The sequence below is a fragment of the Flavobacterium sp. W1B genome (genome assembly GCF_047344965.1).
In the GTDB taxonomy this organism is placed as follows: Bacteria; Bacteroidota; Bacteroidia; order Flavobacteriales; family Flavobacteriaceae; genus Flavobacterium.
Genome location: NZ_CP178845.1, coordinates 1,814,801 through 1,838,923, shown reverse-complemented (window position 1 = coordinate 1,838,923; position 24,123 = coordinate 1,814,801). Strand labels below are relative to the sequence as shown.

Sequence of the window (24,123 nt, the reverse complement as noted above, 5' to 3'; positions counted from 1 at the left end):
GTACAATTCATACCTTTGTGTGTAATCCTCAAATTATGATTTCCAATATTCAGAAATTCACAGATAGCACTCATTTTAGTAATGCTTTAAAAATAACTATTTCAGCAGTTATTCCGGTGTTGTTATTCTCCTATTTAGGCAATTTCGAAATTGGTTTTACCATAGCCCTTGGTGCTTTTTTCACCTATCCTAGCGACATTCCTAGTAATTTAAAACACAAAATCAACGGTATACTTGTTACTGCAATTATCGTTTCTGGAGTCAATTTGATAATAAACCTTAGCCATCCTTACCCTTGGATTTTCTACCCTTTATTGACATTGTTGATTTTTATTTTATCAATGATTTCTGTTTATGGACAAAGGGCCACCATGGCATCGTTTTCGGCCTTAATTTCTATTTCGCTGGCATTTGCACATTTACATACGGGCTGGGAAATGCTCCAATATTCGGGTCTTATACTTACAGGAGGACTGTTTTACTTACTAATTTCCCTTATCTTTTTCTATATCAGACCCAATCGCTACATTGAATTACAAATAGCAGAATGCATCCAATTGACTTCTAAATATTTAAAACTAAGAGGTGATTTATGGGAATTAAATTCAGATAGAAAGGACATCACCAAAAAACAATTAGTACTACAAGTAGAATTAAATACTATCCATGAAAACATCAGGGAGGTATTAATAAGAAACCGAACGAGTTCCGGATCTTCCAATCAAAATAGAAAAATGCTTATTGTTTTTATCTCTTTACTTGAGATATTAGAATTGGCAATATCTACTTCATTTGATCACGATAAGTTGCATCAAAAATTTGATGATCATCCGAAAGTGCTAAAAACCTATCAAAATCTAGCATACAATCTTGGTTTGATTCTAAAGCAGTTATCTAAAAACATACAGGAAAGAAAGCAATATTCATCAAAACACAATTTGATTGATGATTTACAAAAACTAGAGCTTGCAATTGCTAAATATGAAAATGATTTAGGCAAGATTCCTGCTTCTGAAGGAGTTTTGATGCTTACAACCATGTTGCATTATGCCGAAAAGCAAGTCGAAAAAATCAAAATTCTCGAACGTGCTTTTACGGAAAACATCAATTCGCATGACTTAAAAGGGAAAGATAAAGATTTAGAAAAATTTGTAACTCCTCAATATTACCCATTAAGCACCCTGGTTGAAAACTTCAGTTTTTCATCTACTGTTTTCAGACATTCGATTCGATTAACGATTACCATTTTAATCGGTCTGCTGATTGGACAAATACTTCCCTTTCAAAATTCATATTGGATTTTACTAACCATTGTTGTCATCATGCGTCAGGGATACGGCTTGACAAAGCAGCGCACCTACGAAAGAATTTTTGGGACATTTCTTGGAGTGTTAATTGCTTTCGGATTCTTATTAATAATCCATAACTCTACTTTAATTGGTGTTTTAGCTATTATTTCAATGCTTTTGGGATATTCCTTCACCCCAACAAATTATAAAATTGGAGCCACTTTCGTAACGATATATGTCATTTTCGTTTATGGAATTCTAAACCCAAACATCCAAGATGTTATCCAATATCGAATTTTGGACACCTTAGTTGGAGCCACTTTAGCTTTTTTGGCTAATTATTTCTTGTGGCCGTCCTGGGAGTTTTTGAACATTCCGCTCCATTTAAAAAAATCGATTAAAGCCAATGAAAATTATTTAAAACAAATTTCCATTTTCTACAACAAAAAGGGAGAAGTATCCACTTCATACCGTTTAGCAAGAAAGCAAGCATTTATTGAAATTGGCAATTTAATGGCTTCTTTTCAAAGAATGGTTCAAGAGCCTAAATCAAAACAAAACAAGTTATCTCAAGTTTATAAACTTACCGTACTTAATCATTCCCTACTTTCATCGGCAGCTTCATTGGGAACATACATCCAATCCCATAAAACCACCGAAGCCTCTGAGGCTTTCAATGTGGTTTTCAATAAAATTATCGAAAACTTACAAAGTGCAATTATACTTCTTAAAGCGGATGGCTCTGAACTAAAAGAAAAAACCGTTAGCGAAGAATTAAGTAAGCGATTCACCGAACTGAAGAACATTCGTTCGAATGAATTAAAACAAGTAGATAGCATGGATGAAGAAACCTATCAGACAAAAATGCAAGAAGCCCAACTGGTTATAGAACAACTGATATGGCTTACTAATTTATCTGAAAACATTCTAAAAACAACACAGTTATTGCTAAAATCTTAAACAAAAAAAATCCCAATATGAATTGGGATTTTTTTGTTTGAGAAATTTAATTATTAAGCTTCAAAACCGAAGCCGTATTATTTCTAATTTTATCTAAAAGTTCCGGATTATCGTTTAAGGTCTGACCATAAGACGGAATCATATTTTTAATTTTTTCTTGCCATTCCGGTGTATTCAATTTATCTTTAAAACACCTTCCTACTAAATCTACCATTATTGAAACAGCAGTTGAAGCCCCAGGCGAAGCACCTAATAGAACAGCTAAAGACCCGTCGCCCGTAGTGATTACCTCGGTACCAAATTCAAGCACACCACCTTCTTTTTCATCTTTCTTAATAACCTGAACTCTTTGGCCAGCTCTTTCTATAACCCAATCCTTAGATCTTGCAGAAGGAACATATTCTCTAAGCGCATTAATTCTGTCCTTTGGAGATTGTCTTACTTGTTCTATCAGATATTTTGTGAGCGGAATATTCTTAATTCCGGCGGCAATCATCGGAATAATATTATCTGTTTTTATAGACAAAGGCAAATCAGAATAAGAGCCGTTTTTCAAAAAACGAGTCGAAAAACCGGCAAAAGGACCAAACAAAAGTTGTTTTTCTCCATTAATCATTCGGGAATCGATATGCGGAACCGACATTGGCGGCGCACCTACACTAGCCTTACCATAGACTTTAGCTTGGTGTTTAGCAATTATTTCAGGGTTGATGCATTTTAACCATTGTCCGCTTACCGGGAAACCTCCATATCCTTTTCCTTCAGGAACATCGGCTTTTTCCAATAAAGGCAACGAACCTCCACCAGCTCCTATAAAAACAAACTTAGTATATATTTTTTTCTTTTCGCCCGAAGCCAAATCGGTAATTTTTATTCTCCAGCTTTTGTCCTCTTGTTGTTTTAGTTTCTTAACCTCATGATTATAATGAAGGCTAACTCCGTCAAGAGTACCCAAATAATTAAAGATACTTCTGGTTAGTTCTCCGAAATTAACATCAGTACCAATAGGCATAGAAGTTGCCGCAAAACTATCCGATTCTTTTCTGCCTTCCATAACCAAAGGCATCCATTCTTTCATCTTAGCAAAATCAGTGGTAAAAACCATCTCTTTAAAAATACTGTTTCGCTGCAAAACATCGAATCTCTTTTTAAGATAGGCTACATTTTTATCTCCCCAAACAAAACTCAAATGAGGGACGCTTTTTATAAAATTTTCTGGAGAGGGAACTTTTTTTTGCTCTACTAAATAAGCCCAAAATTGACGAGATACCTCAAAAGACTCAGCAATGCTGATAGCTTTTTTAGGATCTATAGTTCCATCTTCTTTTTCGGGAGTATAATTCAGTTCGCAAAAAGCAGAATGTCCTGTTCCTGCATTATTCCAGGCATCAGAACTCTCAGCTGCAGCAATATCTAATCTTTCGAAAATTTGAATTTTTATATCGGGTTGAAGTTCTTTCAGTATTAAACCGAGAGTAGCGCTCATTATTCCAGCACCAATAAGAACTACGTCAGTTTGTGATTGGGTTGTTGTGTCAGGCATAGCAAAATTTTAAAGTACAAAGGTACTTCATAAAATTGCAAAAAAAAACATAAAAAAAGGGATTAAAAGTTAGAAATCACGAAAACGATTAAGCTTTTTCATTTGATTAGATATCAAAGTCTAAAACGTTTTTCGATTCAAATAATCCTGAAGCATAATTGTAGCCGAAATTTCATCAATCAAGGCTTTATTTTGACGTTGTTTCTTTTTCATTCCGCTATCAATCATTGTTTGAAAAGCCATTTTTGAAGTAAAACGTTCATCAACCCTTATCACTTTCATATCTGGAAAATGATTAGTAAAATGAGTCACGAAACCTTTTATAATAGAAGCGCTTTCTGAGGGTTCGCCATTCATCTGTTTGGGTTCGCCAATAAGAACTGCCTCTACTTTTTCTTTAGAAAAATAATCCTTCAAAAAAGCAATCGCCGTAGCACTAGGAATTGTGGTTAATCCCGATGCGATGATTTGCATTTCGTCTGTAACGGCGATACCGGTACGTTTTTGTCCGTAGTCTATAGAAAGAATTCTAGGCATGTATTTTTTATTTTTTTTGCAAAGATACACAAAGATTATATGCGATTAATTTTGACATAAGACTATCGGAATTCATCATTAAAATAGAAAACGACACATCCTCTTTAAAACGTCAAATTCAATAACGCATCCTTTATTTTTTCAAACAAAAACAATAAATATGTTAGTATTACAAAAACCAAGTCGTTTTCTAAAAAATCCATTTATATTTGTACAAAAATTATCAAAATCATGAATCCATTACAAACAATTATAGAACAAGCCTGGGAAAACAGAGCCTTGTTACAAGAAGAAACTACAACAAATGCTATTAGAGAAGTTATCGAATTATTAGACTCGGGAAAACTTCGCGTTGCCGAGCCTATAGCTGACGGATGGCAAGTAAACGAATGGGTAAAGAAAGCCGTGGTTATGTATTTCCCTATTCAAAAAATGGAAACTTGGGAATCTGGAATTTTCGAATACCATGACAAAATGCTACTAAAAAGAGGCTATGCCGAAAAAGGAATTCGCGTAGTACCTAATGCTGTTGCCCGTTATGGCGCTTATATTTCAAGCGGTGTAATCTTGATGCCAAGTTATGTAAACATTGGTGCTTATGTAGATGAAGGTACTATGGTGGACACTTGGGCTACCGTAGGAAGCTGTGCTCAAATTGGTAAAAATGTACATTTAAGTGGTGGTGTAGGAATTGGTGGGGTTCTTGAACCATTGCAGGCCGCTCCGGTAATTATTGAAGACGGTGCTTTTATTGGTTCTCGTTGTATCGTTGTTGAAGGTGTTCACGTTGGTAAAGAAGCTGTTCTTGGTGCCAATGTATGTCTTACAGCATCTACAAAAATTATCGATGTTACGGGTGAAACTCCAGTAGAAATGAAAGGATTTGTTCCGGCTCGTTCGGTTGTGATTCCTGGAAGTTACACTAAAAAATTCGCCGCAGGAGAATTTCAAGTACCATGCGCTTTAATCATTGGAACCCGCAAACCATCAACTGATTTAAAAACATCTTTGAACAATGCTTTACGCGAATATGACGTAGCGGTTTAAATCAATATAAGCTGCTAAAAATATTCCAAAAAAAATTATTGATATTAAATGAAAATAGGATACGAAGCCAAAAGGATTTTTCACAACAAAACAGGGTTAGGAAACTATAGTCGTGATGTTATTCGTGTACTGAGTACCTATTATTCAGATAATTCATATTTTTTATATAATCCAAAAAAATCTGATCAATCCCTTTTTGAGGCAAATAACAGCAATGTTTTTGAACAACTTCCTAAAACAAAATTTACGAGAAAATTCAAAAATTATTGGCGCCAAAAAGGGATTGTGAATGATTTAAAAAAAGACAACATCAGCTTGTTTCATGGATTATCTGGCGAACTTCCAATTGGATTAAAAGCAAATAACATAAAGAGCGTCGTAACCATACACGACTTAATATTTATGCGCTATCCTAAATTGTATTCTTTTTTTGATCGTAAAATTCATTATTTAAAATTCAAAAAAGCAGCAAAAGCAGCCGACAAAATTATTGCAATTAGCGAACAAACCAAAGAAGATATTGTTACTTTTCTGAATGTTGACCCCGATAAAATTGAAGTAATTTACCAAGGATGCCAATCTGTTTTCAAGGAAAAACATTCCGATCAAGAAAAAGAAGAAGTAGCCAATCATTATAAACTTCCTCAAAATTTCATTCTGAATGTTGGTACAATTGAAGAACGCAAAAATGCTTTCACAATAGTTAAAGCAATCAAAAATATTGACACTAAGCTGGTAATTATTGGCAAGGAAACCAATTATTCGAAAAAAATCAGAGATTACATCACAGATAACAACTTAGAAAATAAAGTAATCTTCCTAAAAGGATTGACTAGTAAAGAATTAGCGATAATCTATCAGTTAGCGACAGTTTTTGTATATCCATCAATATTTGAAGGTTTTGGAATACCAATAATTGAAGCTCTATACTCTAAGGTTCCTGTTATCACAAATAAATTCGGCGTTTTTCCCGAAGCTGGAGGACCAGACAGTCTATACATTGACCCCTATAACACAGTCGAATTAGAGGAAAAAATTAATACTTTGCTCCATGATGCTAGTTTAAGGAAAGAAATTGCTGAAAAAGGATTTGAGTTTGTCCAGAAATTTAATGACCAAAATATTGCGTCAAAAATCAACAAATTATATTCCGAAGTCTAAAAAAACAAATTGCTAATTATTCAATCGTAAATACAAATCATGACCACTACTTTACTAATAACTACATACAATTGGCCTGAAGCTTTGGAAGTTGTCCTAATGAGTATTGAAAATCTAATCGTAATGCCCGATGAAATAATTATAGCAGATGATGGCTCTACAAAGGAAACTGAAATTTTAATAAAAAAATGGCAAGACAGGCTAAAAATACCTGTTATTCATTCATGGCAAGAAGATCTTGGATTTAGAGCTGCGGCTTCTCGAAACAAAGCGATTGCAAAATCCTCCGGAGATTACATCATTATGATTGATGGAGATTTAATCCTGCACCCCAATTTTATAAAAGATCATATTACTCACTGCAAAACCAACCAATTCACTATTGGTACACGAGTTCTTCTGAAGGAAGATTATTCAAAACAATTACTTACCGAGAAAAAAATCAATTTTTCTGTAAGCTCTGATAACATTTCAGCAAATTATAAAAACACAATTAATAATTCTTTACTTTCTAAGCTTATCAGCTATACAACCACTAGCCACAAACAGGTTAGATCCTGCAATATGGCTTGCTTCAAAAGTGATTTAATAAAAGTTAACGGTTTTAACGAGGATTTTATCGGATGGGGACGAGAAGACACTGAATTAGTTGTACGTTTACTCAATGCTAAAATCATTCGAAAAAACATCAAATTCAATGCTAACGTTTTACATATTTTCCATTCAGAGAATAGCAAAAAAATGTTACCAACAAACGATCTTATCCTAAAAAATACAATGACAAAAAAACTAAATCGTTGTCAAAATGGATTAGATAAATACTTATAGATTGAACCTTTTTTTCCATTCAGAGATGATTCCATCATCCGAAAACTTGCTTAGAATTTTATAAGATTCATTAACATATTTAATTCTCAACTGCTCATTATTCATGATTTTTTCCATACTTTGAGCAAAAGCTTTATAATCATTTCTAGGTACCAATAACCCTGATATTTGATCTTCTACCAAATCAATAATCCCTCCATTACTTAATGTAGAAACGATTGCATTCTTATAACAGATAGATTCTAAAACTCCCATTCCCAATCCTTCACAATTAGAAGTAAGAATAGATATTTTGCTTTTTGACAAATGCGAAGCTACATCCTTAACCATACCATAAAAAACAACATTTGTTAGTTTATTATCAGCCACGTAACCTTTCATCTTTTCACTAATAGAACCGTCTCCCAGTATGTGCAATTCCCAATTTGGATATTTATGTGCAATCTCATTCCAAGCCTTTATTGCTAAAAATGAGTTTTTGTGCTTTTCCTCTAGCCGAGATAAGTAAACTATAGTATTATTCTTCTCATTTATATTACAATCAATTCTATCTAATCCTAGGTGAAGCGGGTTATAAATAGTAAAAACCCTATCAATTATAGCTCGTGAATTCTTATAAAGCTTCTTGATCTCATCCGCCGAACCTTGACTAACACAAGCTACACCATGCTCTGCAAGCAATAAATATTTTTTTAATTTCAATAACTTAAAGGGACGGAAAGATTTAGCAACCAAATATTTGAAAAATAAATATGGGTTTCCCAGCATATCTCTCAAAGAAATATACTTATCTAAATAAGCATGGGGAGAACCGTGATATTGAGGAATTGCAATAACGCCAGCTCGTTTGGCCGCTTTTAATAAAGCAATTGAAATAGACATATTATCTCCTGCAAAAATTAATTTCTTAATTTTTAAATTCAGAAAAGATTCATACAATCGCTCTTCAAGATCAGCTGTAGAACAATCTAAATTTATATATTTTATCTCTTTTGGATAAGGAAAATGAGGTTTCTCATAATCATTGTGTTGTGTTATTAAATAATCTACATCTATTCCATTAGATAAAAAAAGATTAATCAAATCACAACCAACACGTTCTACTCCTCCTACAGGAGTATGATCAATTAAAAAAAAATCTATTTTTGAATTATTCATACAATATTAAAATACTTGTTTTGCAAATATAGAATATAATACATCTAATTTTAACAAAAAATATCGACTAAAACAATCACCTAACAACAACGAAAGACACACCAATAATGTTTTTAAAAACTTTTAACATCTAAATACAAAATCGATTGGGTAACATCCATGAATCCTGATAACATAATTAAAAATATAGCATTAAAATCAACCAAAAACGAAAACATTGCCTAAAAAATCTTTCTCGAACTCAATAAAAAATACTGAAATTTTAGAAAACAAATTGACACTTATATCTTTTGATAGGCAATAAACAGAGATCAAAAAAAAAGAAAAAACACATAGCAACCCAAAGATAAAAGTGGAATTATTAAGAAAGCGGATAAACAAAAGAACTACTTCTTTTTGCCAAAAATGTCCATTTTATTTTCTTTAAAAGAGCGGAACAAATTTCCTAAACCCACTACGAATGAATATCTTTGCATTCATTTAAAACTGCTTATGCAAGATATCAACACCGAAGTACTTAATGCCTACGAAATCATAAAAGAAGGCGGCATCATCCTATACCCTACCGATACTGTATGGGGAATTGGCTGTGATGCCACAAACCCAGAAGCCGTAGCCAAAATATACAAACTCAAAAAAAGAGCCGAAACCCAAAGCATGATTGTTTTGATGAATGGCGAAAAAATGATGTACAACGTTTTCAAAGACATTCCCGAAGTTGCTTGGCAAATCATGGATCTCTCTGAAAACCCAACTACATTAGTATTAGACAAACCTAGAAATGTGGCGTCAAACTTAGTCGCCTCAGATAATACTCTCGGGATTAGACTCGTAAAAGAGCCATTTTGTTTTAAACTAATGGAACGTATGAAAAAACCACTAGTTTCAACATCTGCGAACATTTCGGGACAGCCAACTCCAATTGCTTTTAAAGATATTAGTCCAGAAATTTTAAAAGGTGTGGACTATGTTGTAAATTTGCAACGCGATAAAATTGCCGGAAAACCATCCACAATTATAAAATTGTCAAGTGATTCTCAGGTAAAAATTATACGCAAATAAACGATTAGTTTTCTGTCACAGTTTTTAGTTTTTTGACATTAAAATCTCAAAACTAATAACTCTAACCAAATAAGAATGAATATTAAAACTTCCTATAAAGAGTTTTTAAACAATAAAATATTCGAAGTTATCTCTCAAGCTTCCCAAGAACTACAAATTGATAGCTATGTTATTGGTGGCTTCGTGCGAGATTTGATTCTGAAAAGAGATTTCAAAAAAGACATCGACATCGTAGCCGTAGGTAGCGGAATCGAATTGGCTTTAAAAGTATCTGAATTACTTCCAAAAAAACCAAAAGTTCAGGTATTCAAAACTTATGGAACCGCAATGCTGCGTTTTGAAGATACCGAAATTGAATTTGTAGGTGCCCGAAAGGAATCCTATCATTTTGAAAGTCGAAATCCTGTTGTTGAAAACGGAACACTGGAGGACGATCAAAATCGTCGTGATTTCACCATAAATGCACTCGCTTTATCATTGAATTCAACTAATTTCGGGGAGTTACTAGATCCTTTTGACGGATTAAATGACATCGAAAACAAGACTTTAAGAACGCCTCTTGATCCAGACATCACTTATTCTGATGACCCTTTGCGAATGATGCGCGCTATTCGTTTTGCTAATCAATTGGACTTTGATATCGAAGAAAAATCCTTAGAATCGATAACAAAAAATGCGGACCGAATTAAAATCATTTCCGGAGAACGCATTGTTGATGAACTGAACAAAATCCTTTCGACGGACAAACCTTCGGCTGGATTTTTATTATTATTCAAAACGGGACTTTTAGATATTATACTTCCAGAATTGACTGCTTTGAATCAAGTAGAAGAAATTGAAGGCCATACCCACAAAAATAATTTTTATCACACATTGGAAGTCGTTGATAACATTTGCCCGAATACCGATGATGTATGGTTACGCTGGGCCGCTTTACTGCATGATATTGGAAAAGCACCAACCAAGCGTTTCAATAAAAAACAAGGATGGACCTTTCATGGACATGAATTTCTAGGAGGCAAAATGGTCAAAAAAATCTTCGAAAGATTGCACATGCCGTTGAACCAAAAAATGAAATTTGTACAAAAAATGGTTATGATGAGTTCTCGACCTATCGTTTTGTCCCAAGACACCGTTACTGACTCTGCTGTTCGCCGATTGGTTTTTGATGCCGGAGAAGATGTAGAAAACTTAATGACTTTATGTGAGGCCGACATTACCACAAAAAACCCTAGCAAATTCAAAAAGTACCATAGTAATTTTGAAATTGTTCGCAAAAAAATTGTGGAAGTAGAAGAACGCGACCATGTTCGTAATTTTCAACCGCCAATTTCCGGCGAAGAAATCATGGAAATATACGATTTGAAACCATCTAGAGAAATTGGAATCCTTAAAGAAGCAATAAAAGAAGCAATTTTGGAAGGCGACATCCTCAATAATTATGATGCTGCATATGCTTTTATGATAAAACGAGCCGAAAAACTAGGCTTAGTTAAAGTAATTAAATAATACCATCAAAGAATGAAAAAAGAGAATAAATCAGTTATAATTTGGCTACTTTCAGGTTGTGCATTATTATTTATTATGGTCGTCGTAGGTGGGATTACTCGTTTGACCAATTCGGGACTTTCGATGACCGACTGGCATTTGGTTACTGATACATTGCCACCGCTTACAGAAGCAAAATGGCAAGAAACTTTTGACAAATACAAACAGTTTCCAGAATACCAAAAAATTAATATTCATAATGATTTTACTTTAGACGATTATAAGTTTATCTATTTCTGGGAGTGGTTTCATCGTTTTATAGGTAGAATAATTGGTCTGGTTTTCGTTATTCCATTCATTTATTTTTTATTTAAAAAACGACTTTCGCCTCAAACGATAAAAAAATGTATTGTTTTATTATTCATGGGAGGTTTCCAAGGATTCTTGGGATGGTTTATGGTACGAAGTGGCTTGATAGACAATCCAGATGTAAGCCATTTCAGACTTTCGCTTCATCTTACTTTTGCCTTTATTACCTTTGCCTATACACTTTGGGTAGCTTTAGATTTGATATATCCTGAGAGAAAACCAGTTCAAAAATCATTACGCTCCATTGCCCGTTACGCACTTGCTTTTTTACTATTACAAATTATATACGGAGGGTTTGTTGCCGGTTTAAACGCCGGTTTGATTCACAATCACTGGCCCTTGATGAGCGATGGACAATTCATTCATGACAGTGTTTTTCTAGAACAAAAAAACTGGCTTTTGAGTTTTACCGAAGGCAAAAGTGGTGTTCAATTTATTCATAGAATGCTGGCTTATGTAGTTGTTGGAATTATGGTATTGCTTTATTTTAAAAGTAAAAAATACAATTTGAACAAAGCGCAAACCAAAGGAATCAATTTGCTTTTGATTTTAGTTTTTGGACAGTTTGTTTTAGGCGTTTTTACCCTGTTATATGGCGTTCCATTATGGCTAGGGTTAACACACCAAATCAATGCTTTTTTCCTTTTATCTGCAATGGTTTTTACTTTACACCGATTGTCTAAATAAGAACTTTTGACTATATTTACTTTTGACTATATCGTCACATTTCTTTGGAAACAATCTTAAATGTCTAAACTTGCTGCTCAGGAAGCCTTTCTCGATTTATCAGATTATGGGAGAGCTCCCGCAAAATATTTTGCAAAAAAATTAAAAAATACCGCTGTAACACCTATCCACATCACTCTTCTTTTTGCTGTTTCAGGTCTTACTGCGGTTTATTTTATTTTAGAAAATCACTACTATTTGGCCGGTTTTTTTATCATTCTAAAATCCATCATTGATGCGGCTGACGGTGAGCTTTCTCGAGTAAAAAACACACCTTCATATACCGGAAGATACCTTGACAGCATTTTTGATATTGTTCTTAATTTTTTATTTCTGAGTGCAATTTGCTATGTTTCAGAAACATCTTTTGTGATGACTTTAATCGCATTTTTCTGTATTCAATTGCAGGGCACTTTGTATAATTATTACTATGTAATTTTAAGAAATAAATCAGTTGGCGGAGATACCACAAGTAAAATTTTTGAATACAAAACGCCTGAAGCCTTGGCTGGCGAAAGTCAAAAAACAGTCAATATTTTATTTAAAATCTACATCTTGGTTTATGGAGGCTTTGACAGAATAATTTACGCTTTAGATAGAGATGCCCACAAAATAAAAACATTACCAAATTGGTTTATGACCTTCGTTTCCTTGTATGGATTGGGTTTTCAATTGTTACTCATTGCCATTATGTTAGCCTTAAATTATATTGAATTTATAGTTCCTTTTTTCATCGGCTATTCGGTTCTTATTTTTATCCTAATTGCAATCAGAAAAAGCTTTTTCAAGATTTAAAAAATATTGAAAATTAATTTCACTTTCAGCCAATCCAGTTTTTAAAATCAGTCACTTTTTCCCTACTAACGATAACCTCATCTTCTTTATAAGAGGGCAAAACCACTTTTAAACGAGAATTACTATGGATTAAAATTTCCTTAATTGCTTTGAGTGAAATAATGAATTTTCGGCTCACACGGAAGAATTTTTCAGGATCTAATTCTTGTTCCAAAAGCTCTAAAGTCCCATCAATCAAATAACTTCTGTTGTCGAAAGTATGAATATAAGTTCCTTTATTTTCGCTAAAAAAACATTCTATCTCATCAGTTGCAATAACTTTTAGATGCTGCCCTATTTTTACGGTGTATCGTTTTTTGTAATTTTTTTCAAAAGGATTCGAAAGCATTTTTTTTATTTGCTCAAAATCGAGCTGTAACGATTCCTGCTTTGGCAAACGAGTCTTGAATTTGACAACTGAAAGTTCCAAATCATCTTCATCAATTGGTTTCAAAAGATAATCGATACTGTTCAATTTAAAAGCACGCAAAGCGTATTCATCATAAGCTGTAGTAAAAATCACCGCACTTTTAATTGCTATTTTTTCAAATATTTCAAACGATAATCCGTCAGATAACTGAATATCCAAAAAAATCAAATCAGGATGTTCGTTTTCAGAAAACCAGGCTATTGATTCTTCTACTGAATGTAACATCACTCCTACTTCAACATTAAGCTTTTGGAGTTTTCTTTGCAACAATCGCGCTGCTGGTTTTTCGTCTTCGATTATGATTGTTTTCATTGTAAAATTACCTCAGGTTCAAATTATTCCCAATTTGTATTATTTTGCTTTTCTTTTTCCATAAACTCCTTAATCTTTTTATCCTCCCAATTTTTTCCGAAAATCCAATGAGGCATAAAAGTCGAAAGTCCGTGCGCTAATAATCCAATTCCCCAAAAAAATGCTGTGAAAAAGTTCTCCATTTTAAAATAACTTTCTCCTGCGGACAAATCATTGATATTTATAAAAACAATCAAAATATTAACCAATATGTAAACTATTAAATGAGTGTAAAACCCTTTCAATTTTTTCACTTTTCTCTCCGCTTCTTTATACTTATCTTCGGATTGATAACTATCAAAATCCGATTTATATCTTCTTCTCATTTTATTGATTATTAGTAATACTAATTGAAATCGTAAAACCCCAAATTAAAATTCAATTTTAAGAATTATTGCCAATTTTCTTTCTTTTCCTTATCCATAAATTCCTTAATTTTTTGCTCTTCCCAATCTTTACCTATGAATGGCATGTAATTAAAGACTTTCATTCCATGAATGACCACTCCAATTCCCCAGCCCAACATCGGCCAATAAAACCATAAATGATCCGGAGAAGTGAGCAAATTAATTGCTAACAGACCAATATTTACTAAGACATAGGCTGTCAAATTCCCATAAAACCCCTTAATCTCTTCTACCCTTTTTTTAGCTTTAAGATAGCGATCTTCGTTTTGATAATTGTTTTCCATGATTATTTCCAATGTTTATTGTTATCTTCTTTTTGTAAAATTTCTTGAATTTTACGCTCTTCCCAATTCGAACTGTACCCAAAAACTTTCATTCCATGCATAATCAATCCAAAACCCCATCCTGCAGCAGAAAACCAAAACCATTGAAAATGTGGTGAATAACTAAGATTAATAAATATCAAAAGAGGAATAACACAACAATAAGAAATTAAGTTTCCGTAAAATCCTTTGAGCTCTTCTACTCTTTTTTTGGCTCTATAATAAGCATTATTTTCGTTGTAATTTGTCGCATTATCCATAACTGAAATCTGTTTAGTTAAAATAGGGATTTTGACAGTAAAGGTTTTTTCATTTTGAGCAATCAACACTTTTCTATTCGTAATGATTCCGTAACGATTGATAATATTTTGCAAACCTACGCCTTGACGATGATCCTGGAGGACTTCTTTTTTTTGATAATCATTTTGTATCGCTAAATAATCTCCTTCTACATAAATCCTAATATGTAAGGGTCTTTGCTCACTAACTACATTATGTTTTACCGTATTCTCTAATAAAAGCTGTAAGGACAGCGGTACTACTTTGGCATCCGGATTTATGTTTGTGGTTGGCAATTCATAAAAAAGGCTATTCTCAAAACGCATTTTCAATAAATTCATGTAGGTTTTGGCGAAAGCCAATTCTTCCTCAACACTGACCAACTCTTTGTCTTTTTGTTCTAAAACGTAACGATAAACTTTAGATAAAGAAGTGGTAAACCGTTGTGCATTGTCTGGATTTTCTTCAATTAGGGAACTTAATACATTCAAACTATTAAAAAGAAAATGCGGATCAATTTGATTTTTTAAACTCTCGAATTTAGCGTTTGCCGTTCCTGCAATGATTTTATGTTCAATAACCTCTTTTTTTGAAGCTTGTTTCCAATTAGCCATAAAACTTTTAGCATGCATAAAAGTAGAAACACCCAACGATAAAATAATATAAAAAAGATGCACCCAAATCATTCTTTCATTAAAAAACTGCGATGGATCCAGACCTTGAAAAACTACAAAAGTGAGGTAATCAATTCCTAAAACAACAGGAATGGTATATATAATAGTTGTGATTATCCCAAAATAAACCCTTAAATTGGTCTGTTCGAGCCAATCCCATTTTTTATCTAAAAAAACATTTATAGCTCCATTTCCGAAACCAATTCCGAATGAATACAAGGAACTCACCAAGAAGGTAATCAACACATTATTCAATTCAAAATTCATTTGAATAACAGAAAACACTAATGTAAAAATCAAACTGATTTTCAAACAAACGATAAAACCTTTCTTGAACTCTGTAAATGTTTTTACTCTTTGATTTTCCATTATTATTTTATATTACTTACAGGTTTTCAACACTTCTGTAGCTCTTTCCAATCCCCATTTTGGAGAAAAAGGCGTTTCTGGTTTAAAAGTAGCGAAAAGTCCGATAGCTTTTTCAATTTCTCCACACAAAGGTTTGGTATCTATTCCGGTCCATTTTGCCCCTCCTATTTGAAACTCCGCTTTAGAGAAAACAACTCGAGGATTATTAGGCGCCAATGCTTCGGCTTTGGCATACAATTCCATCGTTTTTCCCGATAATTTCATACCGTTTGTCATTGGGTCAAAAACAATCCAGGCGGTGTTTATCAACGCTTGCATGACATATAATTCGGCATTGCTTTGGTCTTTTATCATTTCAACATCCAAGGCATTTTGCGCTTTGGTAAGCAATAAATTCATTTTGTCTTTATCATTTGTTCCAAAGGCTGCCGTCGTGTTAACCAACGCCACATAATAATTAGGCAACCAACTTGTCTTTTCGGCAGCGGCAATCCTTTCAAATAGATCCGACGCTTCGGTGTTTTTTCCCTCTTTCCAAAGTCCAAATGCTTTTCCCATTCCTTGCTCAAATTGACCTTGAGCGGACAATAAACTACAAATAAAAAACACGATAGTAGTGATAATTTTGGTCATGATTTCTTGTTTTAAATGATTGAAATTTTTGATGATTAAAACTTTAAATATTTTATTCTTCAAAAGTATTTCGATTCTGATTCTAATAAAATTTATACTTACCCAACTGTCGGTTTTGATGGATGAATTGTTATTATTATTGAAATTGTTATCATAAATTCTTCAACTGATTATCCTTTTTATCATTGCTGATGGTCCAAAAGAATCCCACAAAGAAAAAGCGATCGGCTGTAGGTGTTATTTCTTTCCTGTTATAAAAGCCATTTGAATCTGGGTTTTTGGCGTAATCGTATCCAAAAACATTTTGGCTTCCTAAAACATTCGAAACCGAGAAATACAAAATCTTTTGCGTAGTCAATAAATATGCCCAGTTGAAACTCAAATTGTTATATGATTTTGTTTTTCCATTCATGAATTGCGTTTCGTTTGGACTATTATAAGGCCTTCCGGAACTGTACATATTAGTGAAACCAATTTGTGATTTCCAATCATTTATCCAATATTTGGTGACAATCGACAAACTATTGTCCGCAACAAAACTGGGCGTAGCCTGAATCGGGAAATTCCTGTAATCCCTTTTGGTATCTATATACGAATAGGAAACCCAATATTCTAAATTTTTGAAAGTTTTCCCGTCTCGCCAAAACAAATCCAATCCCTTGGCATAAGCAGAACCGTTATTATTGAAAACCGAATTGTATTGTATAGAAGGAGTATCGTATTTCACCAAATTGCTATAGTCTTTATAATAGGCTTCGGCTCTGAAAGTTTTACCGTTGCTATTGTATTGGTAATTCAAAATATAATGCGACGCATTCTCGCTTTCGAATTGATGGAATTTAGAATATTTGATGTAATCAACGCTTGGTGTTTGCGAAAAATCCCCGTAAGCAAATGATAGCTGATTGTTTTTAGCCATTTTGTAAGCCAATGAAATACGCGGAGAAACGGCATTTTCATTCAACAAACTGTTATTGGAAGCTCTCAGGCCAATTTTTGCCGCAAAATTTTTAGAGAAGAAAATATCGGCTTCGGAATATATCGCGGCAATGTTTGAATTGTAACCGTTACTACCACCGATTCCTGCATTTGGATTAAAATCCTCGTTGAATTTTGTAATGAAATAATCGGCACCAAAAGACAATTTTACTCTATCGGAAAAACTCTTTTTTAGTTTCAATTTCAAATGTGCCGCATTCTCGTCATTCGCAACCTCATCTAGGTCTATTTTAATTTTGTTTTTGCTATAACCATAACTCAAACCTGTAGTTATTTGCCAATTGTTTCCAAAACCACCTTTATAGGACGTATTAAAATAGAAATTGTTATTGTTTAAATCCACTCGCATTTTTTGCGGGGAATTTACATTTTCCTGATTAATATCAAATCTTGAGGAATCAAAAGCCGCGTACAGTTTCAGGATTCCGCTATTGAAATTATAGCGATAGACCGTTTCACCTGACAAAGATTGATAAGGACTATTCCAATCCACATTCTGCTTGATTGCGGCCTGATACGGCGCCAAATTAATATAAGAAGTATTGACGCTCAACGAACTTCGTTTCCATTTTTGTGTATTTCCTAAGCCCACACCAACGCTCATCAGCGAAATATCTGTTTTATTTTGAGTGGGTTCATCTTGCGTATTCAACAGCAAAACACTCGACAAAGCTTCCCCGTATTCGGCAGAATAACCACCCGTTGAAAACGCAATTCCACTGAACAAAAACGGAGAAAACCGACCGCGTGTTGGCAAATTATTAGTGGTTGCGCCATAAGGTTGCGCCACCCGAATCCCATCCACATAGGTTTGGGTTTCATTGGCCTCGCCTCCACGCACAAACAATCTTCCGTCTTCGCCTACGTTTTGTGTTCCGGGAAGCGTTTGCAAGGCGGCGATAATATTTCCGGCCGAACCGGCTGTCGTCACGATATCCAGCGGTTTCAAAACCGAAACTCTGGCTTTGTCTCCCGCTTCAAGATTTCCAGCAGTAATAACAACCGCATCGAGCGTATTGATATTATCTCTCAATTTCACTGTTTTTCCATGAAAATTAGCAACATCAATCAGCATTTTCGAAGTTTCATAAATTAGAGAACTCACCACCAAAGTCTGATTTCCTGTCGCGCTGGTTTCAAAAGAAAAAGCTCCTGTTTCAGAACTAGAAGCACCATCATAACTTCCTTCGATAAAAATGTTGGCGCCGGAAACCGGATTTCCTTTTGCATCAACCACTTTTCCCGAAATTATGGTTTGTGAAAAAAGAATACTTGAAAATAAAAGAATGCAAAATGTATAAGTGGTTTTCATAATATTGATTTTGATCAAGCAAATATCATAGACAATATAGATCTACCAAAAAAGTTCTTACCCAACTGTAGAAATTGCGGGATGAATTGTTGCCCTATTAAAAACAACCGCAAATTCATTATTATTTACAATGGTTAAGCTTTTGCCATAAAAACATTAAATTTGTTTTTAAAAATGAAAAAAATGAAAAAAACCATTTTAAGTCTGCTTCTATTACTTTGTTTCTCGAATGTGTTTTCTCAAGAAACTAAAACAGCTTTTGATGAAAAACTTGCAAAATCATTAGGAGCTGATCAGTATGGGATGAAGCAATATGTTTTTTGTATTCTAAAAACCGGTAGCAATACAACCGCTACTAAGGAAACCCGAAAAAAATTATTTGAAGGCCATATGGCTAATATTAATAAACTGGCAGCAGAAGGGAAATTAATAGTTGCCGGTCCATTTATGGAAAACGATAAAAACTACAGAGGCATCTTTATTTTTAATGTTAAAACAGTTGAAGAAGCTCAAAACCTTGTAGCGACTGATCCTGCAGTTGAAGCAAAAATATTTGATGTAGAATTAATTCCTTGGTACAGTAGTGCCGCTTTACAAGAAATTTCAAAATTGCATGATCGAATTGCTAAATCAAAATTTTAAATTAGAATATTTTTTTATTGAATAGCAACTGACTAAAATCTCTTTATGAAAACCGAAAAAGAAAAAATGATTGCCGGAGAACATTATTTGGCCGGAGATGCTGTTTTAGTAAAAGAAAGACGAAAGTCTAAAAACCTGCTCCATCGATTGAATGTAACCGAGTATCGGATTACCAAAAAAGCACGAGAGATTATACAGGAATTGATTCCAAATGCCGGCAAGAATTTATACATAGAACCTCCTTTCTTTTGCGATTATGGCTACAATATAATCTGTGGCGATAATGTCTATTTTAATGTGAATTGCGTTGTTTTGGATTCTACCAAAGTAACGATCGGTTCCAATGTTTTATTTGCTCCAGGGGTTCAATTGTATACCGCAAGCCATCCCCTGGACGCCGAGTTGCGAAAAACGCTTGAAAATGCATTACCGATAACCATTGGCGATGATTGCTGGATTGGCGGAAATGCAATAATTTGCCCAGGAATAACTATAGGAAATGGCTGCGTGATAGGCGCCGGTTCTGTTGTTACAAAAGATATTCCAGATAATTCGATGGCTGTGGGGAACCCGGCCAAAGTGGTACGGAAATTAAATCAACCAGAAAAGTAATTTTTAATATATTTACCTGAATTATAAACTATTAAAAAACAAATTATGAGACATTTTAAAGCTTTTCTATTCTTTGCATTACTTTTTGCCGCAAATACAATTGCTGCACAATCCACTTTTGAAAAATGGCCCGCCATAAAAGAATTTCACCAAGTGATGTCCCAGACTTTTCATCCGGCAGAAGAAGGAGATTTGGCTCCAATTAAAGCGCGCTCCGAAGAAATGGCTTCAAAAGCGAACATTGTATTAAAATCGAATATTCCAAAAGAATTTAAAACCAAGGCTATATTAGCTTCCGCCAAAAACTTACAGCTTAAAAGTGCCGATTTGCACAAATTAGTCGCATCAAAAGCATCCGATGCCGATATTTTAAAATCAATCACAGAACTACATGACGTATTCCATGAAATTGTAGGACTTTGTTCCGAACAAAAATAATACAAAACAAAAGCCTGATCCATAGATTAGGCTTTTTGTTATTTCAAATAAAATAATACAAACCCAATCGAAATTATGCCACATCTTCTTGCAAAACTAAAAAATGTTCCCTTGGAGATTATTAAAGAGGTTTTAGAAAAAGACAAAACATTTCATGCTTCGCAAGGAATGTATCTCGAGCACATTTGGCAAAATGTTGACGATGAAAATGAAGTACAATTTCTTTTTAAAATAAATGATATTGCAGACACCAAAGCTTTAATTGACAAACTCCATTCGGAAACTTTAGCAAAAGATCCAAAAGCGAATCTTCCTGAAATGACTTATTTAGAATAACCATGATTTCGATAAACAAAGTACACCACATTGCCATTATTTGCTCCGATTACCAAAAATCAAAAACCTTTTATACCGATATTTTGGGATTAACGATTATTCAGGAAGTGTATCGCGAGGAAAGACAATCCTATAAATTGGATTTGGCACTAAATGGCGTTTACATAATTGAACTTTTTTCGTTTCCAAATCCACCACAGCGCCCTTCAAGACCGGAATCCGCGGGATTACGGCATCTGGCATTTGAGGTAAATGACATTGAGCAAACCCGCGATTTTTTATTGGCAAACAACATTTCTTCGGAAACCATTCGAACAGATGAATATACTGCAAAACGATTTTTCTTTATCTCTGACCCGGATGATTTGCCGATAGAGTTTTATGAAAAATAAAATATTCATAATTTTGCAAAAAAAAAATGCACATTCAAAAAATAAAAAGAAGTTACCGCAAAACCAGATATGTTCTTTACAAAGAAACGCTGATTGATTTTAAAGAACATTTTTGGGCTTTTTTGGGATCTTTTATCGGAATTGGAATTATTGCTTATTTGCAATCGAAAGAATTGCCCCATTCGGATGTTGTTTATCTTATTGGTTCCTTTGGCGCATCAAGTGTACTAATTTATGGCGTAATTCAGAGTCCATTGGCACAACCACGAAATTTGGTTGGCGGACATCTTATTTCGGCAATTGTAGGCGTAACAGTTGCTAAATTTGTTCCTGATGTTTTATGGCTAACATCGGCCTTATCCGTTTCAATTTCTATCGTTTTAATGCAATTGACAAAAACATTACATCCACCAGGTGGCGCAACCGCTTTGATAGCGGTAACAGGCTCGGCTGAAATAAAAAATTTAGGCTATTGGTATGTAATCACTCCTGTATTAAGCGGTGTGTTAACTCTTCTGATCGTAGCCTTAATTTTCAACAACATGACCGCAAACAGGTATTATCCAAGCCATAAAAAATACCACAAATTCAGAAAGAGAATTCACAAAACACTTAAATAATTGATTCTGGTCTTTATAAAAGCATACGCAAAAATATTATTAACAAATCTAAAATCTGTCCCGAAACTTCGGGATGAAATCTAAAATTAAATTTTACCTTTGACCTTTCAATAAAAATAAAGATTATGGTTTACAAATTCAGAGTAATTCTAGATGCAGAAGAAGATATATTTAGAGATATTGCAATACTTGCTGAAGACACTTTAGAGGATTTACACAATGCCATCTTCAATTCCTTTGGGTTTGACGGTATGGAAGTAGCTTCATTCTATACTTGCGATGAAACTTGGAATCAAGAGGAGGAAATACCTATGTTTGACACAGGTGATATTCCGGGCGAGCAAAAAACAATGAGCGATTACCAACTCTCTGAGATACTTGACGACGAAAACACAAAAATTCTCTATGTCTATGATTTCATAAACATGTGGACTTTCTTAGTTGAACTGGCAGCCATTGAAGAGCAAACAGCCGGAACTAGCTATCCCGAAACACTATTCTCACATGGAGAAATGCCGGATGAGGCGATGGATAAAAATTTTGAAGCAGACAATGCCGATGATTTCGCCAGCGAATTTGAAGACGATTTAGATGAAGATGATCTGGATATGTTTGAAGGAGACGACAGCTTTGAGGATTATGGATTTGAAGAAAATTGGAACTAGAATAGTAAAAAACTAAGAATCAAGAGCCAAGATCAAAGACCATTCTACTGTCTTTCATCTTGGCTCTTTCATCTAATAAACATATAAAATGATCAACTTATTTAACACGCACATCGAGACGCTTTCCATTCATCGTGTTGGAAACAAAAGTCGTAATGAAGCTATCTTTTTATCAGAGCAACCTTTCAATCTTCAGGATGAAATTGTACCTCTTATCAAAGAATTTTTTCTAAAGCCTTTTAGAGAAAAAGAAGAAAACTACTTTCAGTTTGCGCATGAAGTGGATTTGGATTACAATGACATGTTTAAATTTTCTTCTGAAATTTTTGAAAATCCTAGTAATTTACATGAATGTTCAAAAAAAATCACCAAACATTTATTTGAGCAATCAAACCATCCTCACATCAAAAATGGAGAAGTTTATGTAGCTTATTTAACAAATGTCAATATTGATAATAATGTTGTTGACGCTATTGGAATTTTTAAAAGTGAGTTACAATCTGATTTTTTACAGTTTGAAGAGAAAGGGACTCATCTTGAAATGATTTTACAACAAGGTATCAATCTAAACAAATTGGATAAAGGATGTTTGATTTTTAATCATAAAAAAGAAGAAGGATATAAAATCCTGACCGTTGACAGCAACCGTTATGATGCAAGATATTGGTTAGAGCATTTCCTTTCTGTTGATGCATTTGAGGATGAAAATTTCATCACAAAAAAATACCTGAAATTCTGTCAAGGCTTTGCTAAAGATGTTGTTTTCCCTGCCGAAGACAAGAAAGAAGAAGTAATGTTCATGAACCGCTCCGTGAATTATTTTGCCAAAAATGACGAATTTGAAGAAACTGAATTCCTGAATGAAGTATTAGATAATCCTGACTTGATTCCTGAATTCAAGAATTACAAAGTAGATAAAGGCGAGAAATACAGCATTGAAGACATAACGAGCTTCCCTATCGCCAATGCAGCGGTTTCTGATGCCAGAAAATCGATAAAAAATGTCATCAATTTAGATACGCATATCCAGATAAAAATGGATTTTATCAATCCTGAAAGTGCCGAAAAATTTGTTGAAAAAGGCTGGGACGAAGAAAAACAAATGTATTATTATTTAGTTTATTTCAACAAAGAAGAGAAATCATAAAACAGATAAATTAAGACTTTCTGTCCAAAATTAATTTCAATCCTCAATTGCTTTTGTAATTGAGGATTTTTTATTGCATTTGTATTTTTTTAACAGTAAAATTCAAAAAAATACATCTAAATTTGTAAGCTTTAACTTATTTAAATTAATATTTATTGTATTTTAACGATTATATTTTACATTTCAACTACAAATAATTATGTTTAACAACCTAAATATCAGACCAGAATATGATAACCGCTGTTGAACTCAAAGAAAAATTACTGAATAAAAAGATTTTATGTTCTTTATTCGGTCATAAATTTATCGTTACTAGAAATATTACAAATCACTTCAAGGAATTTGAATGTAAAGTTTGTCATTTAGAATTAACGAATGATGATAAAGGCCGGAAAAAAATTCTCACCCCAGAACTAAAAGAAATTAATGAAACGCTAATAAGTTTCAATAAAAAAAAGCTTCATAGTGCCTGAATTTTGATTTCAAAAAAAA

Annotated in this window: 25 protein-coding genes; 16 read left to right on the top strand and 9 right to left on the bottom strand. The window is 33.7% G+C overall.

What is annotated here, in order from left to right; genetic code table 11:
* Window positions 1-35 precede the first annotated feature (35 nt).
* Entirely contained in the window at window positions 36-2,249 is a 2,214-nt protein-coding gene (locus ACMDB5_RS07985; protein ID WP_413997731.1) for an FUSC family membrane protein, read from the top strand.
* A 46-nt stretch (window positions 2,250-2,295) separates the two neighbouring features.
* Here ACMDB5_RS07985 and ACMDB5_RS07980 read toward each other — a convergent pair whose 3' ends face one another.
* On the bottom strand, window positions 2,296-3,792 hold the full coding sequence (locus ACMDB5_RS07980) for a malate:quinone oxidoreductase (protein ID WP_413997730.1): 1,497 nt from the start codon (window positions 3,790-3,792) through the stop codon (window positions 2,296-2,298).
* Between the two features lie 120 nt (window positions 3,793-3,912).
* Window positions 3,913-4,329, bottom strand: coding sequence for a Holliday junction resolvase RuvX (gene ruvX, locus ACMDB5_RS07975; protein ID WP_413997729.1), 417 nt, complete (start codon window positions 4,327-4,329; stop codon window positions 3,913-3,915).
* Window positions 4,330-4,560: 231 nt separating this feature from the next.
* On the opposite strand from ruvX, the gene ACMDB5_RS07970 reads away from it, so the two are divergent.
* The 3 genes from ACMDB5_RS07970 to ACMDB5_RS07960 are packed head-to-tail and all read left to right on the top strand — an operon-like array spanning window position 4,561 to window position 7,365.
* Window positions 4,561-5,376: a 2,3,4,5-tetrahydropyridine-2,6-dicarboxylate N-succinyltransferase gene (locus ACMDB5_RS07970; protein ID WP_413997728.1), complete on the top strand. Its 816-nt coding sequence runs from the start codon at window positions 4,561-4,563 to the stop codon at window positions 5,374-5,376.
* A gap of 48 nt (window positions 5,377-5,424) precedes the next feature.
* A complete protein-coding gene (locus ACMDB5_RS07965; protein WP_413997727.1) occupies window positions 5,425-6,537 on the top strand; it encodes a glycosyltransferase family 4 protein in 1,113 nt (370 codons plus the stop codon).
* A gap of 39 nt (window positions 6,538-6,576) precedes the next feature.
* A complete protein-coding gene (locus ACMDB5_RS07960; RefSeq protein ID WP_413997726.1) occupies window positions 6,577-7,365 on the top strand; it encodes a glycosyltransferase family 2 protein in 789 nt (262 codons plus the stop codon).
* Here ACMDB5_RS07960 and ACMDB5_RS07955 read toward each other — a convergent pair.
* Window positions 7,360-8,523, bottom strand: a complete 1,164-nt coding sequence (locus ACMDB5_RS07955; RefSeq protein ID WP_413997725.1) for a glycosyltransferase — start codon at window positions 8,521-8,523, stop codon at window positions 7,360-7,362. The genes ACMDB5_RS07960 and ACMDB5_RS07955 overlap by 6 nt on opposite strands.
* A gap of 492 nt (window positions 8,524-9,015) precedes the next feature.
* Here ACMDB5_RS07955 and ACMDB5_RS07950 point away from each other — a divergent pair, with 492 nt between their 5' ends.
* The 4 genes from ACMDB5_RS07950 to ACMDB5_RS07935 all read left to right on the top strand — a co-directional run bounded on the left by ACMDB5_RS07950 (window position 9,016) and on the right by ACMDB5_RS07935 (window position 12,963).
* Window positions 9,016-9,585, top strand: a complete 570-nt coding sequence (locus tag ACMDB5_RS07950) for an L-threonylcarbamoyladenylate synthase (RefSeq protein ID WP_413997724.1) — start codon at window positions 9,016-9,018, stop codon at window positions 9,583-9,585.
* Between the two features lie 75 nt (window positions 9,586-9,660).
* Window positions 9,661-11,094, top strand: coding sequence for a CCA tRNA nucleotidyltransferase (locus tag ACMDB5_RS07945; protein ID WP_413997723.1), 1,434 nt, complete (start codon window positions 9,661-9,663; stop codon window positions 11,092-11,094).
* Between the two features lie 12 nt (window positions 11,095-11,106).
* Window positions 11,107-12,129: a COX15/CtaA family protein gene (locus tag ACMDB5_RS07940; protein WP_413997722.1), complete on the top strand. Its 1,023-nt coding sequence runs from the start codon at window positions 11,107-11,109 to the stop codon at window positions 12,127-12,129.
* A 60-nt stretch (window positions 12,130-12,189) separates the two neighbouring features.
* A complete protein-coding gene (locus ACMDB5_RS07935; RefSeq protein WP_413997721.1) occupies window positions 12,190-12,963 on the top strand; it encodes a CDP-alcohol phosphatidyltransferase family protein in 774 nt (257 codons plus the stop codon).
* Window positions 12,964-12,988: 25 nt separating this feature from the next.
* Here the strand turns inward: ACMDB5_RS07935 and ACMDB5_RS07930 are convergent, their stop codons facing one another.
* The 6 genes from ACMDB5_RS07930 to ACMDB5_RS07905 all read right to left on the bottom strand — a co-directional run bounded on the left by ACMDB5_RS07930 (window position 12,989) and on the right by ACMDB5_RS07905 (window position 18,779).
* The gene (locus tag ACMDB5_RS07930; RefSeq protein ID WP_413997720.1) at window positions 12,989-13,744 is read right to left on the bottom strand and encodes a LytR/AlgR family response regulator transcription factor; all 756 of its coding nucleotides are present in this window, start codon (window positions 13,742-13,744) and stop codon (window positions 12,989-12,991) included.
* A gap of 23 nt (window positions 13,745-13,767) precedes the next feature.
* Complete coding sequence (locus ACMDB5_RS07925; protein ID WP_413997719.1) at window positions 13,768-14,109, bottom strand: 2TM domain-containing protein; 342 nt, start codon at window positions 14,107-14,109, stop codon at window positions 13,768-13,770.
* A gap of 65 nt (window positions 14,110-14,174) precedes the next feature.
* A complete protein-coding gene (locus tag ACMDB5_RS07920) occupies window positions 14,175-14,474 on the bottom strand; it encodes a 2TM domain-containing protein (protein ID WP_413997718.1) in 300 nt (99 codons plus the stop codon).
* A gap of 2 nt (window positions 14,475-14,476) precedes the next feature.
* The gene (locus tag ACMDB5_RS07915) at window positions 14,477-15,835 is read right to left on the bottom strand and encodes a histidine kinase (RefSeq protein ID WP_413997717.1); all 1,359 of its coding nucleotides are present in this window, start codon (window positions 15,833-15,835) and stop codon (window positions 14,477-14,479) included.
* Between the two features lie 12 nt (window positions 15,836-15,847).
* Window positions 15,848-16,468, bottom strand: coding sequence for a hypothetical protein (locus ACMDB5_RS07910; RefSeq protein ID WP_413997716.1), 621 nt, complete (start codon window positions 16,466-16,468; stop codon window positions 15,848-15,850).
* A 151-nt stretch (window positions 16,469-16,619) separates the two neighbouring features.
* On the bottom strand, window positions 16,620-18,779 hold the full coding sequence (locus ACMDB5_RS07905) for a TonB-dependent receptor (protein WP_413997715.1): 2,160 nt from the start codon (window positions 18,777-18,779) through the stop codon (window positions 16,620-16,622).
* 183 nt (window positions 18,780-18,962) lie between these two features.
* On the opposite strand from ACMDB5_RS07905, the gene ACMDB5_RS07900 reads away from it, so the two are divergent.
* The 8 genes from ACMDB5_RS07900 (at window position 18,963) to ACMDB5_RS07865 (ending at window position 23,631) form a co-directional block, all read left to right on the top strand.
* Window positions 18,963-19,421 (top strand): YciI family protein, encoded by a 459-nt coding sequence (locus tag ACMDB5_RS07900; RefSeq protein WP_413997714.1) that lies wholly within the window; start codon window positions 18,963-18,965, stop codon window positions 19,419-19,421.
* Window positions 19,422-19,466: 45 nt separating this feature from the next.
* Window positions 19,467-20,033, top strand: coding sequence for a sugar O-acetyltransferase (locus tag ACMDB5_RS07895; RefSeq protein ID WP_413997713.1), 567 nt, complete (start codon window positions 19,467-19,469; stop codon window positions 20,031-20,033).
* A 45-nt stretch (window positions 20,034-20,078) separates the two neighbouring features.
* Entirely contained in the window at window positions 20,079-20,471 is a 393-nt protein-coding gene (locus ACMDB5_RS07890; protein ID WP_413997712.1) for a hypothetical protein, read from the top strand.
* Between the two features lie 75 nt (window positions 20,472-20,546).
* Complete coding sequence (locus ACMDB5_RS07885; protein WP_413997711.1) at window positions 20,547-20,807, top strand: hypothetical protein; 261 nt, start codon at window positions 20,547-20,549, stop codon at window positions 20,805-20,807.
* Window positions 20,808-20,809: 2 nt separating this feature from the next.
* Window positions 20,810-21,199 carry a VOC family protein gene (locus ACMDB5_RS07880; protein ID WP_413997710.1) on the top strand — a complete coding sequence of 130 codons (390 nt, stop codon included), beginning with the start codon at window positions 20,810-20,812 and terminating at the stop codon, window positions 21,197-21,199.
* A 26-nt stretch (window positions 21,200-21,225) separates the two neighbouring features.
* Complete coding sequence (locus tag ACMDB5_RS07875; RefSeq protein WP_413997709.1) at window positions 21,226-21,819, top strand: HPP family protein; 594 nt, start codon at window positions 21,226-21,228, stop codon at window positions 21,817-21,819.
* A gap of 125 nt (window positions 21,820-21,944) precedes the next feature.
* Window positions 21,945-22,484, top strand: a complete 540-nt coding sequence (locus ACMDB5_RS07870) for an IS1096 element passenger TnpR family protein (protein ID WP_413997708.1) — start codon at window positions 21,945-21,947, stop codon at window positions 22,482-22,484.
* 88 nt (window positions 22,485-22,572) lie between these two features.
* Complete coding sequence (locus ACMDB5_RS07865) at window positions 22,573-23,631, top strand: nucleoid-associated protein (RefSeq protein WP_413997707.1); 1,059 nt, start codon at window positions 22,573-22,575, stop codon at window positions 23,629-23,631.
* The last annotated feature ends 492 nt before the right edge of the window (window positions 23,632-24,123 follow it).

Excerpts from the sequence above, each read along its gene's own strand:
- ACMDB5_RS07985 (WP_413997731.1), top strand. The coding sequence starts at position 36 with ATGATTTCCAATATTCAGAAATTCACAGATAGCACTCATTTTAGTAAT.
- ACMDB5_RS07980 (WP_413997730.1), bottom strand. The coding sequence starts at position 3,792 with ATGCCTGACACAACAACCCAATCACAAACTGACGTAGTTCTTATTGGT.
- ruvX (WP_413997729.1), bottom strand. The coding sequence starts at position 4,329 with ATGCCTAGAATTCTTTCTATAGACTACGGACAAAAACGTACCGGTATC.
- ACMDB5_RS07970 (WP_413997728.1), top strand. The coding sequence starts at position 4,561 with ATGAATCCATTACAAACAATTATAGAACAAGCCTGGGAAAACAGAGCC.
- ACMDB5_RS07965 (WP_413997727.1), top strand. The coding sequence starts at position 5,425 with ATGAAAATAGGATACGAAGCCAAAAGGATTTTTCACAACAAAACAGGG.
- ACMDB5_RS07960 (WP_413997726.1), top strand. The coding sequence starts at position 6,577 with ATGACCACTACTTTACTAATAACTACATACAATTGGCCTGAAGCTTTG.
- ACMDB5_RS07955 (WP_413997725.1), bottom strand. The coding sequence starts at position 8,523 with ATGAATAATTCAAAAATAGATTTTTTTTTAATTGATCATACTCCTGTA.
- ACMDB5_RS07950 (WP_413997724.1), top strand. The coding sequence starts at position 9,016 with ATGCAAGATATCAACACCGAAGTACTTAATGCCTACGAAATCATAAAA.
- ACMDB5_RS07945 (WP_413997723.1), top strand. The coding sequence starts at position 9,661 with ATGAATATTAAAACTTCCTATAAAGAGTTTTTAAACAATAAAATATTC.
- ACMDB5_RS07940 (WP_413997722.1), top strand. The coding sequence starts at position 11,107 with ATGAAAAAAGAGAATAAATCAGTTATAATTTGGCTACTTTCAGGTTGT.
- ACMDB5_RS07935 (WP_413997721.1), top strand. The coding sequence starts at position 12,190 with ATGTCTAAACTTGCTGCTCAGGAAGCCTTTCTCGATTTATCAGATTAT.
- ACMDB5_RS07930 (WP_413997720.1), bottom strand. The coding sequence starts at position 13,744 with ATGAAAACAATCATAATCGAAGACGAAAAACCAGCAGCGCGATTGTTG.
- ACMDB5_RS07925 (WP_413997719.1), bottom strand. The coding sequence starts at position 14,109 with ATGAGAAGAAGATATAAATCGGATTTTGATAGTTATCAATCCGAAGAT.
- ACMDB5_RS07920 (WP_413997718.1), bottom strand. The coding sequence starts at position 14,474 with ATGGAAAACAATTATCAAAACGAAGATCGCTATCTTAAAGCTAAAAAA.
- ACMDB5_RS07915 (WP_413997717.1), bottom strand. The coding sequence starts at position 15,835 with ATGGAAAATCAAAGAGTAAAAACATTTACAGAGTTCAAGAAAGGTTTT.
- ACMDB5_RS07910 (WP_413997716.1), bottom strand. The coding sequence starts at position 16,468 with ATGACCAAAATTATCACTACTATCGTGTTTTTTATTTGTAGTTTATTG.
- ACMDB5_RS07905 (WP_413997715.1), bottom strand. The coding sequence starts at position 18,779 with ATGAAAACCACTTATACATTTTGCATTCTTTTATTTTCAAGTATTCTT.
- ACMDB5_RS07900 (WP_413997714.1), top strand. The coding sequence starts at position 18,963 with ATGAAAAAAACCATTTTAAGTCTGCTTCTATTACTTTGTTTCTCGAAT.
- ACMDB5_RS07895 (WP_413997713.1), top strand. The coding sequence starts at position 19,467 with ATGAAAACCGAAAAAGAAAAAATGATTGCCGGAGAACATTATTTGGCC.
- ACMDB5_RS07890 (WP_413997712.1), top strand. The coding sequence starts at position 20,079 with ATGAGACATTTTAAAGCTTTTCTATTCTTTGCATTACTTTTTGCCGCA.
- ACMDB5_RS07885 (WP_413997711.1), top strand. The coding sequence starts at position 20,547 with ATGCCACATCTTCTTGCAAAACTAAAAAATGTTCCCTTGGAGATTATT.
- ACMDB5_RS07880 (WP_413997710.1), top strand. The coding sequence starts at position 20,810 with ATGATTTCGATAAACAAAGTACACCACATTGCCATTATTTGCTCCGAT.
- ACMDB5_RS07875 (WP_413997709.1), top strand. The coding sequence starts at position 21,226 with ATGCACATTCAAAAAATAAAAAGAAGTTACCGCAAAACCAGATATGTT.
- ACMDB5_RS07870 (WP_413997708.1), top strand. The coding sequence starts at position 21,945 with ATGGTTTACAAATTCAGAGTAATTCTAGATGCAGAAGAAGATATATTT.
- ACMDB5_RS07865 (WP_413997707.1), top strand. The coding sequence starts at position 22,573 with ATGATCAACTTATTTAACACGCACATCGAGACGCTTTCCATTCATCGT.